At 44.0% G+C, this 26987-nt stretch carries 23 protein-coding genes and 1 tRNA gene; all 24 read right to left on the reverse strand.

Annotated elements, in window-relative coordinates; all coding sequences use genetic code 11:
- Positions 1-43: 43 nt before the first annotated feature.
- Entirely contained in the window at positions 44-1408 is a 1365-nt protein-coding gene (locus DXB91_RS00090) for a PFL family protein (protein ID WP_015534944.1), read from the reverse strand.
- 36 nt (positions 1409-1444) lie between these two features.
- Positions 1445-1717 (reverse strand): ACT domain-containing protein, encoded by a 273-nt coding sequence (locus DXB91_RS00095; protein WP_015534945.1) that lies wholly within the window; start codon positions 1715-1717, stop codon positions 1445-1447.
- 73 nt (positions 1718-1790) lie between these two features.
- On the reverse strand, positions 1791-2588 hold the full coding sequence (locus DXB91_RS00100; protein ID WP_118016535.1) for an MBL fold metallo-hydrolase: 798 nt from the start codon (positions 2586-2588) through the stop codon (positions 1791-1793).
- On the reverse strand, positions 2585-4024 hold the full coding sequence (locus DXB91_RS00105; RefSeq protein WP_118016797.1) for an ASKHA domain-containing protein: 1440 nt from the start codon (positions 4022-4024) through the stop codon (positions 2585-2587). Before DXB91_RS00105 ends, DXB91_RS00100 begins: the two co-directional genes overlap by 4 nt.
- Positions 4025-4039: 15 nt before the next feature.
- On the reverse strand, positions 4040-5284 hold the full coding sequence (ilvA, locus tag DXB91_RS00110) for a threonine ammonia-lyase (protein ID WP_015534949.1): 1245 nt from the start codon (positions 5282-5284) through the stop codon (positions 4040-4042).
- A gap of 107 nt (positions 5285-5391) precedes the next feature.
- On the reverse strand, positions 5392-6369 hold the full coding sequence (ftsY, locus tag DXB91_RS00115; protein WP_022216450.1) for a signal recognition particle-docking protein FtsY: 978 nt from the start codon (positions 6367-6369) through the stop codon (positions 5392-5394).
- 30 nt (positions 6370-6399) lie between these two features.
- Positions 6400-9957, reverse strand: coding sequence for a chromosome segregation protein SMC (gene smc / locus DXB91_RS00120; protein ID WP_022216449.1), 3558 nt, complete (start codon positions 9955-9957; stop codon positions 6400-6402).
- A 3-nt stretch (positions 9958-9960) separates the two neighbouring features.
- Entirely contained in the window at positions 9961-10650 is a 690-nt protein-coding gene (rnc, locus tag DXB91_RS00125; RefSeq protein ID WP_117548951.1) for a ribonuclease III, read from the reverse strand.
- Positions 10650-11660, reverse strand: a complete 1011-nt coding sequence (gene plsX / locus DXB91_RS00130) for a phosphate acyltransferase PlsX (RefSeq protein WP_118016536.1) — start codon at positions 11658-11660, stop codon at positions 10650-10652. The genes rnc and plsX overlap by 1 nt, the downstream gene beginning before the upstream one ends.
- A gap of 229 nt (positions 11661-11889) precedes the next feature.
- The gene (rpmF, locus tag DXB91_RS00135; protein ID WP_004850916.1) at positions 11890-12072 is read right to left on the reverse strand and encodes a 50S ribosomal protein L32; all 183 of its coding nucleotides are present in this window, start codon (positions 12070-12072) and stop codon (positions 11890-11892) included.
- Positions 12073-12085: 13 nt separating this feature from the next.
- Positions 12086-12601: a YceD family protein gene (locus DXB91_RS00140; RefSeq protein ID WP_117548949.1), complete on the reverse strand. Its 516-nt coding sequence runs from the start codon at positions 12599-12601 to the stop codon at positions 12086-12088.
- Between the two features lie 118 nt (positions 12602-12719).
- On the reverse strand, positions 12720-13913 hold the full coding sequence (locus DXB91_RS00145) for an acetate/propionate family kinase (protein ID WP_118016537.1): 1194 nt from the start codon (positions 13911-13913) through the stop codon (positions 12720-12722).
- 57 nt (positions 13914-13970) lie between these two features.
- Positions 13971-15002: a phosphate acetyltransferase gene (pta, locus tag DXB91_RS00150; protein ID WP_055222666.1), complete on the reverse strand. Its 1032-nt coding sequence runs from the start codon at positions 15000-15002 to the stop codon at positions 13971-13973.
- Between the two features lie 132 nt (positions 15003-15134).
- Positions 15135-15743, reverse strand: a complete 609-nt coding sequence (coaE, locus tag DXB91_RS00155) for a dephospho-CoA kinase (protein ID WP_242857267.1) — start codon at positions 15741-15743, stop codon at positions 15135-15137.
- Positions 15730-18375 (reverse strand): DNA polymerase I, encoded by a 2646-nt coding sequence (gene polA / locus DXB91_RS00160; RefSeq protein WP_118016538.1) that lies wholly within the window; start codon positions 18373-18375, stop codon positions 15730-15732. Before polA ends, coaE begins: the two co-directional genes overlap by 14 nt.
- Before the next feature lie 42 nt (positions 18376-18417).
- Positions 18418-18957: an anti-sigma factor family protein gene (locus DXB91_RS00165; protein ID WP_022216444.1), complete on the reverse strand. Its 540-nt coding sequence runs from the start codon at positions 18955-18957 to the stop codon at positions 18418-18420.
- Positions 18958-18966: 9 nt separating this feature from the next.
- Positions 18967-19464, reverse strand: a complete 498-nt coding sequence (gene greA, locus DXB91_RS00170; RefSeq protein ID WP_015534956.1) for a transcription elongation factor GreA — start codon at positions 19462-19464, stop codon at positions 18967-18969.
- A gap of 203 nt (positions 19465-19667) precedes the next feature.
- Positions 19668-20693, reverse strand: a complete 1026-nt coding sequence (gene ilvC, locus DXB91_RS00175; RefSeq protein ID WP_015534957.1) for a ketol-acid reductoisomerase — start codon at positions 20691-20693, stop codon at positions 19668-19670.
- A gap of 70 nt (positions 20694-20763) precedes the next feature.
- The gene (gene ilvN / locus DXB91_RS00180; RefSeq protein ID WP_015534958.1) at positions 20764-21240 is read right to left on the reverse strand and encodes an acetolactate synthase small subunit; all 477 of its coding nucleotides are present in this window, start codon (positions 21238-21240) and stop codon (positions 20764-20766) included.
- A 186-nt stretch (positions 21241-21426) separates the two neighbouring features.
- Positions 21427-23853: a homocysteine S-methyltransferase family protein gene (locus tag DXB91_RS00185; RefSeq protein WP_117548945.1), complete on the reverse strand. Its 2427-nt coding sequence runs from the start codon at positions 23851-23853 to the stop codon at positions 21427-21429.
- Positions 23854-23870: 17 nt separating this feature from the next.
- A complete protein-coding gene (gene rnhA / locus DXB91_RS00190) occupies positions 23871-24353 on the reverse strand; it encodes a ribonuclease HI (RefSeq protein WP_022216442.1) in 483 nt (160 codons plus the stop codon).
- 15 nt (positions 24354-24368) lie between these two features.
- Complete coding sequence (locus DXB91_RS00195) at positions 24369-25184, reverse strand: purine-nucleoside phosphorylase (RefSeq protein WP_242849647.1); 816 nt, start codon at positions 25182-25184, stop codon at positions 24369-24371.
- Between the two features lie 68 nt (positions 25185-25252).
- Positions 25253-25340, reverse strand: a tRNA-Ser gene (locus DXB91_RS00200).
- Between the two features lie 9 nt (positions 25341-25349).
- Positions 25350-26969 (reverse strand): L,D-transpeptidase family protein, encoded by a 1620-nt coding sequence (locus DXB91_RS00205; RefSeq protein ID WP_158564560.1) that lies wholly within the window; start codon positions 26967-26969, stop codon positions 25350-25352.
- Positions 26970-26987 lie beyond the last annotated feature (18 nt).

A 26987-nucleotide genomic window follows, 5' to 3' on the forward strand; every position in this document is an offset into this window, starting at 1 on the left:
ATATCGTATCAGGAACTGTGATCCTATACCGCATTATCCAATATTAGTTTTTGAAACTATGGATAGGGGCTGGAATACGTCCACCTCTGTTGACAAACTTATCACATGCAAATCTGTTGACAGGCATGATAGGTGCGTATCCGAGAAGTCCGCCAAATTCAGCCTGATCTCCAACTGTCTTACCGATAACAGGGATAAGTCTTACAGCGGTTGTCTTCTGGTTGATCATACCAAGAGCCATCTCATCAGCGATAATTCCTGATATAGTTGCAGGTGATGTATCACCAGGAATTGCTATCATATCAAGACCTACTGAACATACACATGTCATGGCCTCAAGTTTCTCAAGAGTTAATGCTCCTGCGGAAACTGCATCGATCATTCTCTGGTCCTCAGATACAGGGATGAATGCACCGGAGAGTCCTCCGACGTATGATGAAGCCATAACTCCACCCTTCTTAACCTGATCGTTGAGGAGCGCAAGTGCTGCTGTTGTACCAGGAGCTCCGGCGTATTCAAGACCGATCTCCTCGAGAATCTCACCTACACTGTCTCCGACTGCAGGAGTAGGGGCAAGTGACAGGTCAACTATACCAAATGGTACGCCGAGCATCTTGGATGCCTCTTTTGCAACGAGCTGTCCAACTCTGGTTACCTTGAAAGCTGTCTTCTTGATGGTCTCGCAGAGTTCCTCAAAGTTTTCTCCTCTTACCTTCTCAAGGGCTTTCTTTACAACACCAGGGCCGCTGACTCCAACATTGATGACACAGTCTCCCTCGGTAACACCGTGGAATGCACCGGCCATAAATGGGTTGTCATCAGGTGCGTTACAGAATACTACAAGCTTTGCACAACCGATGGAATCTGCTTCTTTGGTGAGCTCGGCAGTGTCTCTGATCATCTCTCCTAGAATCTTGACTGCATCCATATCTATACCGGTTTTGGTTGAACCTACATTTATGGAGCTGCACACCTTTCCTGTGCTTGAGAGTGCTTCAGGAATTGAACGGATAAGAAGCTCATCAGCAGGAGTCATGCCCTTATTTACAAGCGCTGAATATCCTCCGATGAAGTTGACTCCTATGGTGTCTGCAGCCTTGTCAAGAGCCTTTGCTATCTTTACAAAATCTCCGGTGGTCTTACATACGGAACCACCAACCAGTGCTATAGGTGTTACAGAAACTCTCTTGTTGACGATTGGTATACCATATCTTCTTGATATCTCCTGACCTGTTGATACAAGATCCTTGGCATATGTTGTTATTTTGTTATATATCTTTGTACATGTATCATCCACATCTGTGCCTACACAATCCAAAAGACTGATTCCCATTGTGATGGTACGAACATCCAGATTCATGTCTGAGATCATCTTATTGGTCTCGATTACTTCATTTATGCTAATCATGTATATCCTCTTTTCTGTCTGTCAGACTGTATATTATTAGATTCTGTGCATTGTCTCAAAGATCTTCTCGTGCTGTACCTTTATCTGTACTCCAATCTCTTCTCCAATCTGTCCGAGTTCTGATGCGATGAGCTCTGTTGATTTGGATGACTCCTGTGTATCAACCACCATCATCATGTTGAAGTACCCTGCAACTATAGTCTGTGATATGTCAAGTATATTGATCTGGTTGTTTGCCAGATATACACATACCTTAGCTGTGATTCCCACGCTGTCCTTACCTACTACAGTTATGATTCTCTTTTTCATTTCATTTATCCTCCTTGTTGATGATGGAGCCTGTACATACAGAACCCATCTTTATTCACTCCTAAAAATCAGCCTACGCCTCTATGGCAGCCATAGGCATGTCTCTTCTGGCTACTGCCAGCCCAAATTCCCTTACATCGTTGGCGTATGAATTGTTTTCAAGCTCCAGCTTGACTGTCTCGTATGCCAGCTCTTCAAAATTGTTCTCCTTGCTCAGATGTCCCAGAAGGATACCCTTCACATGGTCATTCAGAAGTCTGTATATGAGCTGCCCTGACAATTCGTTGGACAGATGACCATAGTTGCCAAGGATTCGTCTCTTGAGATAATAAGGATATGGTCCCGCCTCAAGCATTCTGACATCATGATTGGCCTCAACTACCATTATATCTGAGTTGTCAAGCTTATCTACAATATAATCATTATAATTGCCCATATCAGTCGCTATGGACACTTTTTTGCCATCTCCATACAGGCTGTAGCATACCGGATCCGCTGCGTCATGCCAGATGGATGACGGATCAACGGTTATATCCTTTATCAGTATCTTTTCATCAGGACGAATCTCATGAAACAGTCCCTCATCGATACTGCCAAGAGAGGTCATCTTCTTCATCTCAGCTATGGTTCCTGCAGTGGCATATATAGGAACACCGTGCTTTCTTGCCAGAACACCTATGCCCTTCACATGATCTATATGCTCATGCGTTACAAGAACACCATCGAGTTCAGACGGCTTTATTCCCTCATCCTTAAGGGCGTTTTCAACCCTCTTGCAGCTTATGCCTACATCCACAAGAAGATGGGTAGCGCTATTGCCGACGTAATAGCAGTTACCGCTGCTACCGCTTGCTATACTTAGTAATTTCATAATCTACTCTTCTGTTGTAATTTATTTGTACCATGTGACTGTGCGGTCCATGGTCTGAGATCCATATGACTGTAATATCTTCTGTCAAAGCCCTCAAGCTCACCGAGATTCACAGCAGTCAGGGTCTCTTTAAACGCATATATTCTATCAATAAAACTCTTATCAATCAAGCACTTATGTGCTCCGTGCAGGGATGTATTTCCTGCAAATTCTGATTTTTCCTGAAAACTGTCCGGAAAAAGTCCAAGGCTTACCGCACTTGATATATTAAGACTGCACCCGAAGCCTCCTGCCAGATATACACGTGATACGTCCTCTGCCGTTATCCCCGCCATATCCATGAGGGATTCTATCCCTGCACATATGGCTGCCTTTGCAAGGAGAAAGCTTCTGATCATATCCATGTCAATTGTCACTCCACCCGCAAGTCTGTAGCCGCCGTCTATATACTGATCAACCAGGACTCCATCGTCATTCACTATGTGTAGCAAATTAAGTCTGTTCAGCAGATCAAAGGCTGTGGTTGGAGCTGCAACACCTCTCCTCAGCATTCCCTCAAATGCCGGACCACATGCACATGAGGTGGCATAACCGATGCCCTGCTTTGCAAGTATGAGTTCTCCGTTTGTTCCGAGATCTGCAAACAACTGATATTTGTCAGACCTGTCAATGTTACAGACGACTGCACCGCACAATGCGTCAGCTCCAACAAACGCGCTGAGGTTAGGAAGACATGTGACTTCCGCACTGCAAAATCTTTCATCATCAAAGAAATCCTTCCCTGATACTGTTATACTGTCAGGATTCCTGATCTCAAATGGTGCATGCCCGAGATTGTACAGAAGCAGCCGCTCCAGTATTGCATTCATGGTGGTGTTTCCGGAAATAATTATCCTTGATATATCTGCAGGGGCATCCCCCATTCCGGCCAACTCTGAGGAAATCCTTGTGACTACTGAGCTTCTGAGCTTTGTAAGTCCATCTTCTGTGGAGCCTGTTCGGATCCTTGATATGACATCGCTGCCATATTCAATTTGCGGATTCATAAATCCACATCTGTCCGTGACACTTCCATCAGACATATCTATCTGTTCTATGGCGATGGTGGTGGTGCCTAAATCTATAGCTATGCCTATACCACGACCATCGCCATTATATACGTTGTTGAATTCATCAGCACCCTTGTACGAAGCAAGGACTGACATGTTATCCTCACCTATGGTTATCTGTATGTTATCAGTGATAGTGTAGGTACAGCTTTTTACCGTGCCCGCGCCTTTTACATCCACCAGACATCTCTGACACCTTCCAAGACCTCCGCAGTTTCCACTGAACACATATCCGGCGCTGCACAGCACCTTGAACAGATTGTCACCGCGTCTGCAGGCGATTATTTTGTTGTCATTTACGGTTAAAGTGAGTTCATTGTTAATCATCGATATCAACTACAATTAATTGTATATTCCCTTTGTCATGACTTCCTTTGGCTTGTAGCCCTTATCAGCAAGTGTGTTGATGATGAGCTGCTTGTGCTCAGGGCCAAATGCCTCCATAGTGATAACAAGCTCAACTGCTGAATTCCTGTTGATGGATACGAACTGGTTGTGCTCAAGCTTGATAACATTTCCCTGGAGATCAGCGATAACCTTTGAAATGTTCATGAGTGCACCCGGCTTGTCAGGAAGAAGTGTTGAAACTGTGAAGATCCTGCTTCTTGCGATAAGTCCGTGCTGTACAAGTGAGGCAAATGTTATCATATCCATATTGCCGCCCGACAGTATGCTTACGACCTTGGCACCCTTTACATCGAGATGCTTAAGTGCTGCCACTGTGAGAAGGCCTGAATTCTCAACAAGAAGCTTGTGATTCTCAAGCATATCGAGGAATGAAACGATGAGTTCGTTATCCTCTACAGTTATAATATCATCTATGTTCTTCTGTATATATGGGAAAATCTTGCTTCCCGGTGTCTTTACTGCAGTTCCATCTGCAATGGTGTCTACATATGGAAGTGTTGTAACCTTCTTGTTCTTCAGTGAGACCTGCATACAGTTTGCTCCGGCAGGCTCAACACCTATGACCTTGATGTTCGGATTCATCATCTTGGCAAGTGTGGACACACCTGTTGCCAGACCGCCACCTCCGATAGGAACAAGGATATAGTCAACGAAAGGAAGCTCCTTTATGATCTCCATCGCAACCGAGCCCTGTCCTGTGGCAACATCGAGATCATCGAACGGATGAATGAATGTATAACCCTTGTCCTCTGCAAGCTCAAGAGCGTATGCACATGATTCATCATATACGTCTCCATACAGTATAACCTCTGCGCCGTATGCCTTAGTTCTGTTAACCTTGATGAGAGGTGTAGATGAAGGCATAACGATGGTCGCCTTTACTCCATATGCTTTTGCAGCATATGCCACACCCTGGGCATGATTTCCAGCCGAAGCTGTTATCAGTCCCTTCTGTCTCTCTTCATCTGAAAGAGTGCTTATCTTGTAATATGCACCCCTGATCTTGTATGCACCGGTCTTCTGAAGGTTCTCAGGTTTGAAGTATACCTTGTTGCCTGTTATCCCACTGAAATAGTCACTGTATATGAGCTTTGTAGGGAGAACCACCTTATGTACAATGTCGTAGGCCTCCTCAAATTTCGCAAGTGTCAGTTTGTCTGTTGTGTTCTGTTCTGCCATTTGTTAATGTCTCCTTATGTAAAAATCCTTTTGAAAATCATATATGGTTGTGCACAGATATAAGTACATTGACATACATACATATGATCATTATATATGCCGTAGTATTACATGTCATCGCCGATGAGCATATCGATCTCGGATCTGTCCTCGTCAAAATCTGCGAACAATGCGTTGACATATTCCTGAGGGTCAAATCTCTGGAGATCACCGATCTTCTCACCAACTCCGATAAACTTGACCGGTACGTCAAGCTCTGCCTGGATCGCTATCGCAATACCACCCTTGGCAGTTCCGTCAAGCTTGGTGATAACTATACCGTCAAGCTCAGTTACATTGCTGAACTGTCTTGCCTGTTCAAGGGCATTCTGACCTGTTGTTCCGTCCAGAACTATGAGCGCCTCAACATTTGCCTCCGGATAATCCCTTGTGATGATCCTTCTCATCTTTGCAAGCTCGTCCATGAGATTCTTCTTGTTGTGAAGTCTTCCCGCTGTATCAACGAGAAGGATATCCGTATCTCTTGCCTTGGCGGCAGCCACTGCGTCGTATACAACTGCAGCGGGATCAGCGCCCTCATTGTGTGAAATTATATCAACCTGTGCCCTGTCAGCCCAGGTCTTTAACTGATCTATGGCGGCAGCTCTGAATGTATCGGCAGCAGCCATGAGAACCTTCTTGCCTCTCTGGCGGTACTGGGCAGCAAGCTTTCCGATGGTCGTTGTCTTGCCGACACCATTTACCCCGATGACCAGCACAACGGACTTCTTATTCTCGAAGTCGTACGCTGAATCGTCCACAGACATCTGGTTCTTGATTATATTGATCACAAGTTCCTTGCAGGCAGCAGGTTCTTTGATGTGTGAATCCTCAACCTTCTGCTTAAGTCCCTCTATAACCTTCTCAGTCGTCTCATATCCCATATCAGCCATGATAAATGTCTCTTCAAGATTCTCATAGAAATCATCATCTATATGGGATGCACCGAATACATCTGTAAAGCTTTCTACTATATTATCTCTTGTCTTTGCAAGACCAGCCTTAAGTCTCGCAAAAAATCCTTTTTTCTCTTTTTCCTCTGCCATGACATACCTCCTGTTTAATATCTTCTATTGTTATTTATCCAGATCGTTCTCAATAAGGTTGACTGATACGAGGGTAGATACACCCTTCTCCTGCATGGTTATACCGTACAGGATATCAGCAGCCTCCATGGTTCCTTTTCTGTGTGATATAACTATGAACTGCGTATCCTTTGTAAGCCTGTTGAGATACTGTGCAAATCTTCTTACATTCGAGTCGTCAAGAGCCGCCTCTATCTCGTCCAGCAGACAGAAAGGTGATGGCTTCAGACTCTGAATTGCAAATAACAGTGCTATGGCGGTGAGGGACTTCTCTCCACCTGACAACTGCATCATATTCTGGAGCTTCTTTCCAGGTGGCTGTGCTATGATCCTGATACCTGTTTCAAGAAGATCCTCGGTATCAACCAGCTCAAGTGCACCACGTCCACCACCGAACAGCTCCTTGAATACCTTGTCGAACATGACCTGTATCTCCTTGAACTTCTCGGCAAACTGCTCCTGCATTGATTTTTCAAGCTCCGCAATGATATTTACAAGGTTGGTCTCCGCACTGACTATATCGTCATGCTGTCCCTTGAGAAATTCGTATCTCTCAGAGACTTCCTTGTAGTCATCTATGGCATTGACGTTGACATCTCCAAGGGATTTGATCTTGGCCTTTACTGCAACGATCTCCTTCTTTAGTGCCGGCAGTTCAGGAAGATTATCGTCCTTGAGTTCCTGGGCACTGCTGTATGTAAGCTCATACTCCTCCCACATATAGTTGCTGAGTTCGTCTGCTTTCTCAGTGTTCTTCTCGATTATCGATGTGAGCTTGTATGAGTCCTTCTCGAGTCCTGCAATCTTTTCGGAAAGTTCTTCTCGTCTGGCAAAGAATTCCTTGTGGCTCTGCTGTAATTCCTCTCTCTTGACTGAGAATTCGTTTACCTTGTCCTCGTTGTCAGCGATACTTCCGGTTCTGCTTGCGATATCTGTCTTTATAGCAGCTATCCTGTCTTCCAGCTCTGTGATCTCACTGAATGATGACTCCACGCGGCTTGTAAAGCCCTCAAGTTCTTCCTTGTATTTTTCGATATCCATATTTATTCTTCGGATATTTTCTACAATGAAGTCCTCTTTCTGCTTGACGGAATTAAACTTAATCATAAGCTCAGATACCCTTGCGTTTGCAGCGGTGAGCTTATCCTTGTTCTCCTGTCCCTGTCCCTCAAGTTCTTCCACTCTTGCCTCCGCTTCAAGCCTCATGGCTTCATGCTTTTTGTTGTTGTCGGCAAGAGAATTCTTATTGTTGTTTATCTCCGTTATCTGATTATTGAGCTCTGCTACCTCTTTCTCAATCGAGACAAATACTCTTTCAGATTCGGCAAGTTTTTCTTTGACCTGGTCAATACTCATGGTCAGAGTATTCTTTTTCAGATATGCCTGCTGCAGTTCGGAGTTGTATTTGTCTATATCCTGTCTGAGCTGATCTCTTGAAGTCTTAAGTTGTGCGTCGAGAGCCGCAGCCTTTGACGCTGTTGATTTCAGGTTATCGATTTGCTCCTTGAGTTCATCCAGCTCCCTCTTCCTTCCGAGAAGGTTACTGGAATTCCTGAATGCACCTCCGGTCATTGATCCGCCCGGATTTATCAGTTCTCCCTCTATGGTGACAAGTCTGAGCGACTGATTGTTCTTACGCGCTACTGCCAGGGCATTATCGATATTGTCGACAACTATGATCCTGCCTAAAAGGTTCTTTACCAGCGTGTTGAATTTGGAATCGACCTCAACAAGATCTGATGCAACTCCTATGACTCCTTTTTCCCTGAGCACATCATTTCTGACGGAACCGCGGTCTGTTATGGTGTTAAGCGGAAGAAATGTTGCACGTCCGAGTCTGTTGGTCTTCAGATATGAGATCATTCTCTTGGCAGTGGCATCGTCCTCAGTGACAATGTTCTGTATACTTCCGCCAAGGGCAGTCTCCACAGCGACCTCGTACTTCTGATTTACCGTGATTATGTCCGCAACAACGCCTATTATGCCCGGATTCCACTGCTTCTGTTCCATGACTCGTCTGATACTGTTGCCGTATCCGTCGTATCTCTCAGTTATATTTCTGAGAGCCTCCATCTTGGACTCTGTGGCCGAAAGCTTCTCGTTGGTGTTGTGGATCAGCTCACGGTTAGTTTTGTTTCTATTCTGATTCTGGGCAAGCTGATCGGTTGCACTGTCCAATCCCGCGAGAATGACCTTTACTCCCGCCTCAAGTTCGGCAAGCTGTGATGACAGTGACTCATATTCCTTCTTGTCCCCGGCATCGTCGCTCTTAAACTGCAGAAGTCTCTGGTTGAGCTGTGTCTTTCTAAAGTTGATATTCTCCAGCATGGCGTCATATCTTCCGACCTTTGCCTGGAGATTACCGCTCTCATGCATATATTCTATGATGTCAGCCTTGCAGCTCTCAATCTCCTGCTGGCAGGCCTCTATGTAGGAGGTCATGTCGGAGCTTTCCTTCTGGGCTGTTTTAAGTGCCTGTTCAACTTCTGAGATAGAGTCATCCAGTTCATCTTTCTGGGATGTGTAATCTGCGAGTTCTTCCTCGCCGGACTCGATCTGGCTGTTGATTCGGTCTATCTGATCATGTATGTTCTGATCGTTCATTTTGAGTGTGATTATCTGCTGGTTGATAACATTTATCTCACCTTCAGCACGCTCTTTTGCAAGCCTGTTCTCATGAATCTCGTTTTTAGATGACTCAATTATGGAATTGAGCTGCTCTATAGCAGTCTCTATCTGGTCGTATTCTTCCTTTGTCTGTTCATACGCCTGCTTGCTCTCATCTATATCATCGTTTACGATAGTGAGCCTGTTCTGATCTTCCTCGAGAGCTGTTTTAAGTTTCTCTGTCTCGAGAAGGAATGCATTCACATCGAGTTTTTTTAATTCATTTTTAAATGCCAGGTATTTCCTTGCGGTCTCAGACTGCTCCTTGAGTGGTCCGACCTGTTTTTCAAGCTCCTTGAGAATGTCGTTGACACGGCTGAGATTGTCCCTCTCTGCTTCAAGTGATTTCTCCGCAGCAGCCTTGTTCTTCTTGAACTTTACGATTCCGGCAGCCTCGTCAAAAAGCTCTCGTCTCTCCTCAGGTTTACCATTGAGGATCTTCTCGATCTGGCCCTGTCCGATGATTGAATAACCCTCCTTACCGATACCAGTGTCAAAGAAGAGAGAATATACATCCTTCAGTCTGCTGACAGTACCGTTAATCAGATATTCAGACTCTCCTGATCTGTATACCCGTCTTGCAACTGTGACTTCATTATAATCTATAGGAAGGCTGTGATCGCTGTTGTCAAGAGTTATGGCAACATATGCGGAGCCCTGCGGCTTTCTGAGCTGTGTTCCCGAGAAAATGACATCCTCCATCTTGGAACCACGGAGACTCTTGGCACTCTGTTCACCCAGAACCCATCTCACTGCATCCGCTACATTGCTCTTACCCGAACCATTAGGTCCAACGATACAGGTTATTCCGTGATTGAATTTGAATACTATCTTGTTTGCAAATGACTTGAAGCCATTTACCTCTATACTCTTTAAATACATAAATTAATCCTGCTTTTTTCTTAATTGTAACAATGTTTTGTATGCAGCCATCTGTTCGGAGTTTTTTCTGTTTGAACCCTCACCTCTGGCTGTAGCCTGGCCATCTATCATGGCATCCGATACAAATATCTTGTTATGTTCAGGCCCCTTCTCCTCTATGAGCTCATACTTTAATTCTTTTCCATTCTTCTGGCAGAATTCCTGAAGGGTTGACTTTGCATCGTAGAACAATGATTTTGTCTCAACGTCATCCAGCAGGAACTGATGGACAAACTTCTTGGCGACATCCATTCCGCCATCAAGATACATCGCACCGAGAACGGATTCAAAGAGATCACACAGAATGGATTTCCTTGTTCTTCCGCCTGTCTGGGCTTCACCCTTGCTAAGAAGGACAAATTTGCCATATCCAAGACTCTCGGATATCTGTGAAAGAGTAAATTCGCATACGAGACTTGCCCTCAGCTTTGTGAGTTTTCCCTCCTCATATTCTCTCTTCTTGTGGAAGAGATAGTCACTCACAATATACTCAAGGATGGCATCCCCGAGAAACTCAAGTCTCTCATATGACTCAGTTTTATTAACCTTAAGCTCATTTGCAAATGACGTGTGTGTCAGAGCCGTTATCAGAAGTCTTATATCCTTGAATTCGTATCCTATTCTTTTTTCAAGCTCACCATAATCCTTCTTCATTATGCCTGCTCCTCACTCAGCTTATCAGCTATCTTGGCATTTACACCGGTCTCGCTGAAACTGATACACTGGAATATTGCACTTTTAACTTCTTCGTTGTGTGAGTTGCCGTGGATTTTTACTACGAGTCCCTTAAGTCCAAGAAGAGGTGCTCCACCCTTTGTCTTGGCGTTGAATCTCTCCTTGAGCTCTCCGAGGGAATCCTTTATAAGTGCACCGCCGATCTTTGACTTGAATGAAGACATGACCGCTTTCTTGATCTCTCCAAGCAGCATTTTTGCAAGTCCCTCGTACAGCTTGAGGATAACATTTCCCACAAATGCTTCACATACGATGACATCTGCAGCACCATTTGGAATCTCACGAGCTTCTATACTTCCAACAAAATTGATGTCCTTACATTCCTTGAGCAGTGGGTATGTCTCCTTTACGAGGGCGTTACCCTTCTCCTCCTCGTCACCAATATTGACGATGGCTACTCTTGGCTTCTCGATCTTCTCGATGTTCTCCATATATATGGAACCCATCTTTGCAAACTGAAGCAGATGCTCAGGTCTCGCATCCACATTAGCACCGCAGTCAATAAGAAGCGAATATCCCTTGGTCGTAGGGATGAGTGGTGCCAGAGGTGATCTCTTCACACCTTTGGATCTTCCGACGATAAGCTGTCCTCCTGCAAGGATGGCTCCTGAGCTTCCGGCTGAGATTATTGCGTCAGCCTCTCCACTTTTTACCATATTCATTCCAACTGTAAGTGATGAGTCTTTCTTGCTTCTGATTGCCTGAACAGGTGCATCGTGACATGTGATCTCCTCAGTACAGTTCTTTATCTCTATCTTGGAGGTGTCATATGTGTATTTTGCAAGCTCACCCTTTATGACAGCCTCTTTTCCAGTGAGAATTATATGAGCCTTTGCCCCTTCGTTCACAGCTTCTACAGCACCTCTTATGATCCACTCCGGTGCATAATCTCCGCCCATAGCATCTACTACAATTCTTGTATCGCCCATATCAAAACTCTCCTATCTTACGTGTATTATGGGATATCCCACCATATAATTATTTTTAGGTGCAAACGCACAAGGTCATTATATATTTCTGAATTGTCAAAGTCAAATATTTCAGTACAAATATACAAACCGCTATGTATATATGTGCACGAAAAAAGACCTTCCTTATTATAAAAATAAGAAAGGTCTTGTTTATTCTACTACTCAAATACCGAGTGAGAACTGGAAATTACTCAGCAACTGAGATAATCTCTTTCTTGTTGTATGAACCGCAGTTCTTACAAACTCTGTGTGGAACCATTAACTCGCCACACTTGCTGCACTTAACTAATGCTGGTGCAGACATCTTCCAGTTAGCTCTTCTCTTATCTCTTCTAGCCTTTGAGCTCTTATTCTTTGGACAAATTGACATTATTCACACCTCCTCAATTCTTTAAGATGTCATTAAAAACTGATAATCTCGGATCAGGAACAAAATCATCACAGTTACATGTACCATGATTCAGATTCGTTCCACACACCTTACAGAGTCCCTTGCAGTCATCCCTGCACAGAATCTGTATTGGAACTAAACCCATCAGTTCCTTTTTCAACAGTGCGTCCATATCGATATTACAGTCTTCAAAATAGCTTAACTCATCTATCTCATCTACCTTATCAGAATCCAAAACGGAAGTATCAATAACTGTGTCGATATCTATATGGAAAGTTCTCTCAAACTCCTCCAGACATCTGTCACACACAAGCTCCATGACAACATCAGTGCTTCCGGTAACCTTGACTCTGTTCTTGCCGTCATTCGACAGATTCAGTTGAAAATCATCTGCCTGTCCAATCCGGTAGTCCATTCCCTTAAACTGGAAATTATCAAAGTCTACATGTACTTCAACGCTTTTAGTCAATCCCTCAGTGGATAAAATCTCAGATAAATCAATTAACATAATATCTCCTAAAAATCGCACATCTGCTATTATACATATACAGATATTTATTGTCAACAAAATATTGCAAAATTTTTATACAATTCCGTCAACTGAATCCTGTCGTTATACAGAAGACTTATTTTGTAACAAGCTCTACAGTCTCTCTTGCAATGGCAAGCTCTTCGTTTGTAGGAACTACCCATACCTGAACCTTTGAAGCGTCAGTGGAGATCTTCTGCTCTTCGCCGCGGATCTCGTTCTTAGTCTCATCTATATCGATACCCATGAATGAAAGATCCATTGTTGAAACTCTTCTTACATATGGATTGTTCTCTCCGATTCCTGCCGTAAACGCTATCGCATCAAGACCTCCCATTGCAGCTGCATATGCTCCAATATATTTCTTGACACTGTAGCAGAATACATCGAGAGCGAGCCGGCATCTGTCATTGCCTTCCTTCATACCAGCGTCAAGATCTCTGAAATCACTTGATACGCCCGAAAGTCCTGATACACCTGACTTCTTATTAAGAATAGTTGTTATCTCCTCAACGCTCTTGCCTTCTTTGCCGGCAATGAACTCAAGGATAGCAGGATCTATATCACCGCTTCTTGTTCCCATAGGAAGACCTGCAAGAGGTGTGAGTCCCATGGAAGTGTCCACTGACTTACCGCCGTCAACCGCAGTGATACTTGATCCGTTTCCAAGGTGACATACGATAAGCTTGGTATCTTTGATATCTTTGCCTATGAGCTCTGCCAGTCTCTTGGATACAAAGCTGTGGCTTGTTCCGTGGAAACCGTATCTTCTTATCTTATAATTCTCGTAATATTCGTAAGGTATTGCATATGTATATGCTTTATCAGGCATGGTCTGGTGGAATGCTGTATCAAATACCGCAACCATAGGAACACCCGGCATATGTGCCTGACATGCTCTGATTCCAATGAGGTTGGCAGGGTTGTGAAGTGGTGCAAGATCATTACACTCTTCTATGGCCGCCATTACTTCGTCTGTTATAACTACTGAATTCGCAAACTTCTCACCGCCGTGAACTATTCTGTGTCCAACAGCGTCGATCTCTGACAGTGAAGCGATAGCTCCCTTATCTGTATCAAGAAGAGCGTCAAGAACAAATTTTACAGCAGCATTGTGATCCGGCATAGCGGCATCCACTGTATATTTATCCTTACCCATAGTCTGATGTGTGAGCTTTCCGTCGATACCGATCCTCTCACACAGTCCTTTTGCTATAACAGCCTCTGTATCAGAATCAATAAGCTGATACTTCAGTGATGAACTACCACAATTAATTACAAGAACCTTCATTTCAATCCTCCTGCACAACTTATGTGTAAATAAATCATCTTTAAAAATTATCTTTTACTATCTCTCTTTTGGAGTTACCTTCATTCTGCCGTCCTCCTGAGCCTGAGCCTGGATAGCTGTTATGGCAACAACTCCAACTATATCGTCTGCAACACAGCCTCTTGACAGGTCGTTTACAGGCTTTGCAATACCCTGTGTAACAGGACCATATGCATCAGCCTTTGCGAGTCTCTGTACAAGCTTGTATCCGATGTTCGCTGCATCAAGATCAGGGAACACAAGAACATTCGCATGTCCTGCAACTTTGCTTCCAGGTGCCTTTGATGCTGCAACCTCAGGAACGAGTGCTGCATCTGACTGAAGCTCACCATCACACAGAAGGTCAGGGAACTCAGCGTTAACGATCTCTGTAGCTTCAATAACCTTGTCAACGTCAGGATGCTTTGCGCTTCCCTTTGTTGAATGTGACAGCATAGCCACAACAGGTGTCTCATCAACCAGAAGTTCAAATGACTTCGCTGACTGCTCTGCGATATCTGCAAGCTCTGACGCTGACGGGCTCTGATTGAGTCCTGCATCTGCAAATACAAATGTTCCGTTGGCACCATACTGACAATCTGGAACTACAACCAGGAAGAATGCTGATACGATTCTTGTTCCCGGAGCAGTCTTCAGTGTCTGAAGTGCTGCACGGAGCACATCTGCTGATGCGTTGATCGCACCGGCAACCATACCGTCTGCATCATCCTGCTTAACCATCATACATCCAAAATATAATGGGTTTGTTAAAAGCAGTTCCTTGGCTCTTGCCTCGGTCATGCCCTTCTTTCTTCTCATCTCTACAAAAGCATCCACGTATTCATCAAATTTCTCATAATTCTTAGGGTCAACAAATGATGCTCCGCTGAGATCGATATCACCAGCTCTGCTCATGATATCTTCCTTGTCTCCAACCAGGATAATGTTCGCAATGCCCTCTGCCAATACCTTGCCGGCTGCCTCGATTGTTCTCATGTCTGATGTCTCAGGCAGTACGATCGTTTTCTTATTCTGTTTGGCTTTTTCTTTTAACTGATCAATAAACTTCATGTTTATTTCCCCCTTTGAAATAATGAAAACACACATAGTTAAAGTTTAACTCATTGCCCCATTATTCTCAATAGAAATAGCCAAAAAAATTGTCTTTTTATCCGTACAATCCGTGATAATAACTAAAAAAATCTAACACTCAATTCCCATCGCCAGCTTAAGCTGGTTTCTCAATTTTTCTAAATTACCTGAATTGTCTATCTTTTTTGAACAATTTTTCTCATAATAGCTGTCAGGCTCCTGCGAAGCGATGACTTTTCTTGCTTTTTCATCGGTAAATCCGCGATAAGCACACAAACGTTCAATTCGTTTTGAAACGTCTGCATAGACATACCACATCTCATCGCAGATGTCCAAATACCCATCCTGGATAAGCAGTGCAGCTTCAAGAACGTATAGTCTGCATCCTGACTTTTTCTGCTCCTCCATGGATTCAAGAATGGCCTTTTTTACATTTGGGTGAGTTATGGAATTGAGGATATCGAGCTGCTTCTGATCGCTGAAAACGACCGCTGAAAGCTTTGCTCTGTCGATCCTGCTGTCTTCATCAAGAATATCTCTTCCAAAGTGTTCCACTATGTCATTGTATGATATCTGTCCCGGTTCCATGAGTCTGTGAGCCAAGGCGTCGGCCTCCATAATGAATGCTCCGTAGTCTCGCTGCATTATATCAAGCACAGCGGTTTTTCCAGAACCGATACCACCAGTTATTCCTATGATCTTCATATTATTTTGCCTCATACCAGTTATTTCCTGATGCAACGCCCACCTCAAGAGGTACGGTCATATCTGCGGCATGCATCATCTCATCAACGAGAAGCTTCTTCACTATGTCCACTTCATCCTCGGCAGCCTCTATAAGAAGCTCATCGTGTATCTGCAGGATAAGCTGTGACTTCAGTCCGAGCTCCTTGAGCTTCATGTTAACTCTCACCATGGCGATCTTGATTATGTCCGCAGCGGTTCCCTGTATAGGCGAATTCATGGCAACCCTCTCGCCAAAACTCCTCTGCATAAAGTTGGATGACTTCAGCTCAGGGATAGGCCTGATCCTTCCGAACATAGTCGTCACATAGCCTTTTTCCTTTGCGTGGGCTACCTGTTCATCCAAATACGCTTTTATACTCTTATAGGTGTCGTAATACTTTGCAATGAAATCGGAAGCCTCTTTTCTGGATATACCCAGATCCTCACTCAGACCAAATGCGCTGATTCCGTACACGATTCCGAAGTTGACAGCCTTGGCATGCCGTCTCTGGAGAGGTGTCACTTCACCAATCGGAACCTCAAACACCTCAGATGCCGTAGTGGCATGAATATCCACGTTATTCAGAAAGGCATTCTTCATAACCTCATCTCCTGACAGATGGGCAAGCACACGGAGCTCAACCTGGGAGTAATCAGCATCTACAAATACATATCCTTCCTTAGGGATAAATGCCTTTCTTATAAGTCTTCCAAGCTCCAGCTTCATAGGTATATTTTGAAGATTTGGCTCCGTGGAACTGATTCTTCCAGTTGCCGTGATGGTCTGGTTAAATGTTCCATGGATACGTCCGTCATCTGATATATAATTTACAAGCCCCACTGCATATGTGGAATTAAGCTTTGTGAGCTGTCTGTATTCCAGAATATCCCCTATGATCGGATGTTCGTTCTTGACCTTCTCAAGTACATCCACACTTGTTGAGTAGCCCGTCTTGGTCTTCTTGCCACCAGGTATTCCCATATCTTCAAAAAGGATAGGTCCAAGCTGCTTCGGAGAATTGATATTGAACTCTTTTCCTGCGTAACCGATTATCGAATCGTGAAGCTCCTGAATCCTCTTCTCAAGTTTTTTGCTATATTCCTCAAGTTCTGTCTTGTCGACTCTTATTCCGCGTTTTTCCATGTCGTATAAGGTGTAAACGGTAGGGAGCTCAACCTTATTGTACAATTCAAGCATGCCTTCTTTGGCAAGCTTATCCATGACGATATCCTTTGCAAGGAGCGGAACGACCGCCTTGTACGAAAATACTTCAAGGAAATTATCACTTATAAATGTAAATATATTCAATTCATCTTTGCCGATGAGTTCCTTCTCAGAAGGAAGTATGTTGCCAAGATATTCCTTTGCGACATCATCGTAATCGTATGAATCCTCCATCGGATTGAGGAGATATGCTGCCACTCCTATATCAAGTACATTTGTGTCACATTCATGAAAATCTACATATTTCAGCGCGCTCTTAAGATCCTCCATGCATATGATGATTCCGGCATTCTTCAGATCGTATATGAATTTGACTGCCTCATCAGGATCTATACCAGATGAACAGTTTATCACATACACATTCTTTGAATCACAGGCAATGGCTATGCCGAGCATCATGTCATCACTGTGGGCAACGTATACACCGACAGCTTCTGATTTCTTTGCAGCATCCTCAATATAAGCAAAGTCGGCTGTAGAATTTACCACTGTTATATCCGGTTTCAGTTCACTTACGGTCTGCTTGTTGTCAAACTTCTTTAAGAGACTCTTGAATTCCAGCCTTTTGAAAATGTTGTATGAACTGTCATTAAACGCGTTCTCATATGTGGTATCCTCAAGCTTGAAATCCAGTTCACAGTCAAGCTTGATCGCTGCAAGTTCCCTGGACATTATTGCCTGTTCTGAGAACTCCGCAAGATTTTTCTGGGCTTTAGGAGGTTTGATCTCGTCTATATGTTCAAGAGCTCCGGCCACAGATCCCCACTGCTGAATGATCTTGGATGCGGTCTTCTCGCCTATTCCGGGAACCCCTGGGATGTTATCTGACGTATCTCCCATAAGTCCCTTCATATCTATAAACTGGACTGGTGTAACTCCGTAGAGATCCTTCACATCATCTGCGTAATAGTTCTCTATCGTGGTTCCACCTGCTTTTGTCTTCGGAATACGGACGAGGATATTGTCTGTTGCAAGCTGCAGAAGATCCCTGTCACCCGATACTATCACGACTTTGTATCCGGCAGAATCTGCAACTCTTGACAATGTTCCTATAATGTCATCAGCCTCATAACCACCCTTCTCAACTATGGTGACGTTCATCGCTGTCAAGACTTCTTTTATGAGTGGTACCTGCTCCCGCAGTTCATCCGGCATAGGCTTTCTTGTGCCCTTATACTCTTTGTACACAAGATGTCTGAATGTAGGCTGTTTAACGTCAAATGCCACGCATACATTTGTCGGATTCTCTTCGTCGATTATCCTGAATATAATATTAAGAAAACCGAGGACAGCATTCGTGTGAAGTCCCTCATAGTTGGTGAGATCCGGAAGCCCGTAAAAAGCTCTGTTAAGTATGCTGTGTCCATCTATTATCAATATCTTTTTACCTGTATCTGGCATGAAAACCTCCTCTTATTTACCGCTCGCCATAGAGTATTCTGACTATTCGATACCCTTATGATTTGCATTATATTTTTTGATATTCTGCATAAATTCCGTACTTTCATCCCTGACTTTGTTTTGTTCTTCGTAATATCTGTCGATATCACTGAGATCATAGCGGGAATCGTCCAAAAGTCTTGAGCCAAAGAATTCAGCATAATAGTATTCAGGTTGCTCACTGAGTTTGGAATTCTGTTCATAGTTGTAGACCTTGTCAAGAGCACCGCTGTACAGCCATATAAGTCCGGCAACAACAGCTGCAATTCCGACCAGTATCGTGGAATTTGCTATTCTCTTTACCGTGGTAAGTCTGTTCATCTCTTCCTCAAGATGCTTATCCAGGGCATTCTTAAAATCTGTAGATATATTATCAGACTCGTCCAGTTGTTTCATACCAACTATAAGCGTGTAATAGATATCCAGCTCTTCATAGCAGTTTTTGCATGATCTGACATGCTTAATAAACTCTCTGAGTTCATCGTCAGGGAGTTTATTCTCAATAAACGCCATTATCTTTGACTGTGCTTCCAAACAATTCATATGATCCACCTAGTTAATCTCAAATGATCCATCATCCTGTGTGTTTTCAATCTTTCTTATGACTAGATAATACGGTTCACCCTTCTCTGGAACGACCTGGACTCTGTCGCCAACCTTGTGTCCCATGATCGCCCTGCCTATAGGTGATACGTTGCTCACCCTTCCGTCAAGCACATCAGCACGAACGCTTGTGACAACTCTGTATGTTTCCTCCTCGTCGTCATCCTCAAAATAAACGGTTACCGTGTTATCAATTCCAACCTCATCGTCTGCTGAAGTATCATCTATTATATCTGCAGTCCTGACAAGCCTGTCCAGATATCTGATTCTTCGCTCATTGGCATTCTTGTCTTTCTTTGCTGCATAATATTCGAAATTCTCACTGAGATCCCCCTGAGCTCTGGCCTCCTTTACGGCTTCAAGCTTCTCCTTCCTGACTACACATTTTCTATATTCGATCTCCTGTTCCATCTTTTCGATGTCTTTTTTTGTAAGCTGCTTACCCATATCGATACGCCTCCAAATCTAACGCAATACTTTATATATACTATCACAAAATCCATTCAAAGTAAAATGAGGTGTTGCTGCACTGGTTATCATAGCGGCTGCCTGTATCCAGTGCGGATACGGCCCTCAAAAAAAATACCCGGCAACCACTGCATGCAGTAATTACCGGGTAAAGTGTATACGTTTAAATATATAACCAGAAATTAGTTGTTGATAAGCTTGTCTGACTCGTTGTTCCAGCTATAAAGTGCTCTGATCTGCTCTCCAACCTTCTCTGATGGATGCTCTGAAGCAAGCTTTCTCATAGCCTTGAAGTGAACCTGACGTCCTGCTGGTGACATGTCAAGGAGGAACTCCTTAGCAAATGAACCATCCTGGATGTCCTTAAGGATCTGCTTCATAGCCTTCTTTGTCTCTGCTGTAACGATCTTAGGACCTGTTATATAGTCACCGTACTCTGCTGTGTTAGAGATTGAATATCTCATTCCAGCGAATCCTGACTGGTAGATAAGGTCTACGATAAGCTTCATCTCATGGATACACTCGAAGTATGCGTTTCTTGGATCATAACCAGCCTCGCAAAGTGTCTCGAAACCAGCCTGCATAAGTGCACAAACACCACCACAAAGGACTGCCTGCTCACCGAAGAGGTCTGTCTCTGTCTCTGTTCTGAATGTTGTCTCAAGAACGCCGGCTCTTGCTCCACCGATTGCAAGTGCATATGCAAGTGCAAGGTCAAGTGCCTTACCTGTAGCATCCTGCTCTACAGCAACAAGACAAGGTGTACCCTTTCCTGCCTGGTACTCTGAACGTACTGTGTGTCCAGGTGCCTTTGGAGCAATCATTGTTACGTCAACATCCTTTGGTGGCTTGATACAACCGAAGTGAATGTTGAAACCATGAGCGAACATAAGCATGTTACCTGGCTCAAGGTTTGGCTCGATATCCTTCTTGTACATATCTGCCTGTAACTCATCGTTGATAAGAATCATAATTATATCAGCCTGCTTTGCAGCCTCAGCGGCTGTGTATACCTTAAATCCCTGTGCCTCAGCCTTAGCCCATGACTTGCTTCCCTCGTAAAGACCGATGATGACATTGCATCCTGACTCCTTAGCGTTGAGGGCATGTGCATGACCCTGACTACCATATCCTATGATTGCGATTGTCTTTCCATCAAGTAATGAAAGATTGCAATCCTGCTGATAATAAATCTTTGCTTCTGCCATTTCTTTAATCCTCCTAAATATGTATAAAATGACTTATATATTAACTACCACTTGGATAATTAAAAACGTATTAACCTCTGATGAGACCTGTGAGACCTGTGCGTACAAGCTCAACTATCTCATGTCCATCGAGCAGTCTGAGGAACGCCTCACACTTGGTTGTTGTTCCCGTAAGTTCTATAATAACCGAATCTTTTGAAACGTCAACTATATTTGCTCTGAAAATATCTGCAACTGAGATAATATCCTTTCTCTCGGACGGATTCGCTTTAACCTTGACAAGAACGAGCTCTCTGCACACAGACTTGCCAGGCTCAAGCTCCACTATATCCACTACATCCTCAAGCTTGTTGAGCTGTTTCTTGATCTGGATAAGGCTGGCTTCATCGCCGCTAACTGCAACAGTCATTCTGGAATAAGCGGGATTCTCAGTCTCTCCTACTGTCACACTGTCAATGTTATAACCTCTTCTACTGAACAGTCCTGACACTCTGCTCAAAACTCCCGATGTGTTGTCAACAAGCAGTGACAAAACAATATTACCCATCTATATGTACCACCTTTCAACTCGTCTCTTTAAAATGTACTAAATTATTATAGTTATAAACCACTTTAATGTCAATTTATAACGTGAATTTTGTAATTATTTTTATCTGTTATTTCTGATAATTTTTGTTGTGTATTTACAAATACCCCAAAACTTATAGTGAGATATCCGGATTTTTCCAAATATTTACTCTATGCCCAAAAGATTCTTGACTACAACCACGCAGTTTGCCGCATCCTCGGAATATCCATCCGCACCGATCTCCTCGGCGTAGCTCTCGGTTATAACTGCACCGCCTATAACAACTTTACTGTCCAGGCCATTCTCCTTCACAGCTTCAACAACATCCTTCATCTTGACCATGGTGGTTGTCATGAGGGCTGACAGTCCGATTATGCTGGCGTTATTATCCTTTGCCGCTTGTATTATCACATCACAAGGAACATCCTTGCCGAGATCTATAACATTAAATCCATAGTTTCTGAGCATAAGAACCACGAGGTTCTTACCTATATCATGTATATCGCCCTCAACTGTCGCCACGACTATGGTAGGCATATCAGAGCTGTCCTTGTCCTTCAGAACAAGTGGACTTATAACACCTATCGCCATCTCCATGGTCTCAGCACTTGATATGAGCTGTGGCAGGAAATATTTTTTCTTCTCGAAGAGTCGTCCAACCTCATTTATCGCACCTATCAGATCGTTATCTATGATGGACTGGGGATCAGCTCCGCTGTCAAGCACAGCATGTACATCGTCAAGTATGGTTCTCTTATTTCCCTTGAGAACATCTATATAAATCTGACTTTTTCCTTCCAGATCAGATCCTGCTTTGCCGCCGGATGCACCCGCTCCCGGTGAGGCAAGCTCAAGAGGTTTGACATTCTCAATATAACGGACATCGCTCTCCTCCTTGAAAAGCAGCATATCAGAAGCAAATGCAGCATTCATAAGCATGGTCTGGGAAGGATTTGCTATAGCCATCGTAAGTCCACGAGAAATAGCCATGGTGAGGAATGCTGTATTTACAAACATTCTCTCAGGGAGTCCAAATGAAATGTTGGACAGACCACAGATGGTTGCAAGTCCGTTGTTATAACAGTAGTTTATGGTTTTCAGGCAGTTGATGGCAGCGTCCTTCTGGGCACCGACCGTTGCAACAAGTCCGTCCACAACCACATCATTCTTCGTAAATCCCATCTCATACGCAGTGCCAAGCACCGTGTTGATTATGTCCTCCTTCTCCTGTGGACTCTCCGGAAGCCCCTTATCCGACAGAGGAAGAAGAATAAACATAGCTCCGTACTTCTTTACAAGAGGCAGTATCTCTTCCATCTTCACCTTCTCAAGGGATACTGAATTGACAAGCGCACGTCCCGGATAGATACGAAGTGCCGCTTCAAGTACCTCTGGTGAGCTGGAATCAAGGCATAACGGAAGGTTTACAGCCTGCGATACCTGATATACTACCTTAAGCATCATATCCCTCTCATCGATACCATTCATACCGACATTGATATCAAGTATTGAAGCGCCTTTATCTACCTGCTCTTCGGCCATATTCATGACAAGCTCAAGAGATCCCTCCCTGAGCTCAGCCTGAAGCTTCTTCTTTCCAGTCGGGTTGATTCTCTCTCCAACAACCTTAAACGGAGCATCCAGATCTATTATGAGAGATGAACGCTCAGATGATATACATCTGACATGCTCTGAACTTATCTCAGGAACAGGCATCTTGGAAGCCATATCAGCAAGAGCCTTTATGTGTTCAGGTCTTGTACCGCAACAGCCACCAACCATTCCGGCCCCGGCCTCGATTATCATCTTCATATCTTCAGCAAATTCCTCAGGGGTCATCCGATATACGCTTTTATCATTTACAAGCTCCGGCATTCCGGCGTTCGGCTTTGCAAATACAGGGATAAATGCGATGCTCTTCATCTGTCTAACAAGCTCGACCATCTTATCAGGGCCTGTGGAACAGTTTACACCTATAGCTGCCACTCCAAGATTCTGAAGAACATTTACTGCTGTCACAGGATCGGTTCCATACAGGGTACGTCCATCCTCGTTGAATGTAAGGCTGGCGATTATAGGGAGATCTGACACTTCATTTGCCGCAATAACCGCAGCTCTGGTCTCAGCGAGGCTCATCATGGTCTCGACCACAAGCAGGTCACAACCACTCTCGTCTATGACCTTTATCTGTTCCTTATACACGTCGACCAGCTCTTCAAACTTCAGTTTTCCCATAGGATAGAGCATCTCGCCGGTCATGGTGATATCGCCCGCCACAAGGCCATGGCCTGCAGCCTTGACCGCTTCCTTAGACAATTTTACAAGTCTTCTGTTCATGTCCTCAAGGTCATCGGCAAGCCCATACTCGTTGAGTTTTATCCTGTTACATGTAAAGGTTGGAGCATACAGAATATCTGTGCCGGCGTTCAGATATGCAACCTGGAGGTCAAACATTATCTGTGGATGTTCAAGTATCCATTTCTCGGGGCACACGCCAAGAGGCATGCCTGCATTCATAAGATTTGTTCCTGTGGCTCCATCAAGTATAAGTATCTTATCATCAAACAGTTTTCTGAAATCTGTCTTTTTCATGTCTTATCTCCTCGTACTCAGGCCTGATCCAGACCTTCATCAGTTATTTTTCCATCGCCGTCTGCGGCTGCTGTTGCAAGCATGTCACATCTCTCATTTCCAGGGTTGCCGGCATGACCCTTGACCCACAGGAATTCCACGTTGTGTGGTGCTTTTGCTGCAAGCAGACGTTCCCACAAATCCCGGTTTTTGACCGGTTCATTCTTGCCGCGCTTCCAGCCTTTTTTGATCCAGCCCTCTATCCAGTGCTGGTTAAATGCGTTGCACAGATACTGTGAATCTGAATACAATTTCACATTACATGGCTTTATAAGAGCCTCAAGCCCGACTATCGCCGCCATAAGCTCCATTCTATTGTTTGTTGTCTTTATATATCCCTGGCTGTATTCTCTCTCATGAAGCTGTCCCTTTGCATCGATAAACTGAAGAACAGCGCCATATCCACCAGGTCCATTTGGATTGCCTCTGGCAGATCCATCAGTGTACAATATTACATCCATATATGATCTCCATAATTATATTTTCTGTATAAATGAGTCTATGATACGAACAAGTCTTCCTGACGCTTCATCGCCCGCCGCAATGATCTCCTCGTGCGAAAGCTCTCCGCCGAGGCCTGCAGCTTTGTTGCATATTGAGGAAAGACCTGCGACACGCATTCCCATATGTCTTGCAGCTATGGCTTCACATACAGTGCTCATTCCAACTGCATCTGCCCCCATTCCCGCAAACATTCTTATCTCTGCAGGAGTCTCATACTGAGGACCGGTGACCTGAATATATACACCCGACCTGAAATCAATATCATTTTCAGCAAATGCTTCTCTGATATAGCTATTCAGCTCCACATCGTAGACATGTGTCATATCGGGAAATCTCACACCCAATTTATTGTAGTAACTGCAAATGAGTGGCGATGGTACAAATGTTGAAATGTGATCACTTATCATCATGATATCGCCCGGCTCAAGCTTCTCAGATATTCCGCCTGCAGCATTTGTGAGCAGAAGTTTATCTACACCAAGCAGCCCTATGACACGGACAGGCATGACAACCTGGCTCATATCGTATCCTTCATAATAATGAACCCGTCCCTGCATGATAAGGACCTTTTTCCCGTGGATACATCCGTATACGAAGCGGCCTCTGTGTCCTGCTACTGTAGATACAGGAAAATGTGGAATATCTCCGTAATCCACATACACAGGGTTCTCAATAACGTCCGCCATATGTCCCAGACCACTGCCCAGGATAAAGGCTATATCAGGAACATCTCCTATCGCATGTCTCAAATACGAGGCAGCCTCCGTCAACTGATCGTATGTTACCAAATCATCACCCCCATAATACAAAACAAGGTCAGGATATTATTCCTGACCAGGATCTATATAAATTATAACGGAGACGGAGGGATTTGAACCCTCGCGCCGGTTGCCCGACCTACCGCATTTCGAGTGCGGACCCTTCAACCTCTTGGGTACGTCTCCAATTACACTTTAATAATAGCAGATGACAGGCATTCCGTCATATACTATATTAAACAACTGTTCTGCCGCGGATACAGGAAGATTTACACATCCATGGGATCCGCTGTTCTTGTATATATCACCGCCGAATGAACTTCTCCACGATGCATCATGGAATCCGATTCCCAGCTCGCCTATGAATGGCATCCAGTATGTTACAGGAGTCTCATAGTCATCGCCGATAAGCACAGCAGGTGTCTTCTTATACAGGATCGTATATACACCTTCAGGTGTTCTGTATTTGCCATTGTTTGCAAGGCTTCCGGTTACGCAGTCGGAATCCCACACAAGATTGCCGTCTACATATGCATATACATGCTGCTGGCCAAAATCACATTCGATATATGAATCACCGATATCATCGCCGCCATCGTGATAAACTGCAGCGTAGCAGTCAAACGGCGGTGTATGTGTTGTAGACTCTCCGGCTTCAAGAAGCTTCATGAGCTCTTCTGTCTCACCGTCCACATCGATCATCCAGCCATACCAGGTATTCGCCAGAGTGATGACATCACCATTATGAGTTCTGAAATTTCTCGGCACACCGTATGTATCGTATCTGCTTGCGATATTCTCGACATACTCACGCACCTTGTCTTCTGAGAATTTCCATTTTCCTTTTACGTTGCTGATCCAGTCGCCATATTCCTTGCTGGTAAGCCTCCATGACACCTGATCTATCTCGTATGTAATGGTCATCTCAAGGATTTTTGCAAGTTCCTTCTGCTCATTTACTATCCCTTCACTGTCGGCTGTGAGCTCAGGACTCTCGTATGCGTCACTTTCCGATACATCAAGCACGGATTCACCTTTAACAATCGCCTCATCTATTATACAGCATAATCTGTCAAAATCAAGATAATTTCCTTCAGATTCAGGAATAATTGTTGATTCTCCATCCTTGATCGTAACATAGGCATCTTCCGGTTTCTCCATCTTGGACTCATCAAGACTGTCATAGCTCTTCAAAAGCTTCTCGAGAGCATCCTTGTTATACGACGCTGAATAGTAAAGGTCATAATCTTTTCTCTTTAGCATGTAATAAGGCCAGAGAAAACCATTTTGTTCGCTTATGATCTTCTTAGCTGTTATATTCGGCTTTATATCAAGCGATATATCTTCTGGTTTTATGACATGTTCCTCACCGCCCCTGAGCTTGAGTGTGAGGGAATAATCCTGTATGTAACTCTCTATGTATGCATCGACATCATCAAGTGAGTAAAACGAATAGTCTATATCATTGATGTATGTCTTGTAGTTGTAATGGAACATGAACCATATCGATATAACTATATATGTACATACGACCACCGCTCCAAATATAGCCGCCGTGATCTTCAAAGCTCTGTGAGTCTTTTTTGCAGGCTTGTCATCCGGTTCGTCCGCTTCATCAGAAGCTTCATTATCTGGGAATATCGGTATCCCTGCTCCATCGGGAATGGCTGCATCCGATGCCGCAGTCTCCGGTTCGGTCTCTGTCCCCCCGAATATTTTCTCTTCAGCAACTATCTCTTCAGCAACTGTCTCTTCAGTGGCATCAGTGTTCACATTATCTTTATCTATATTGTTATCATCTGTGTTATTGTTCATAAAATCACGCTCTTCCCC

The sequence above is a fragment of the Coprococcus sp. OM06-34AC genome (assembly GCF_003462545.1).
In the GTDB taxonomy this organism is placed as follows: domain Bacteria; phylum Bacillota; class Clostridia; order Lachnospirales; family Lachnospiraceae; genus Coprococcus; species Coprococcus aceti.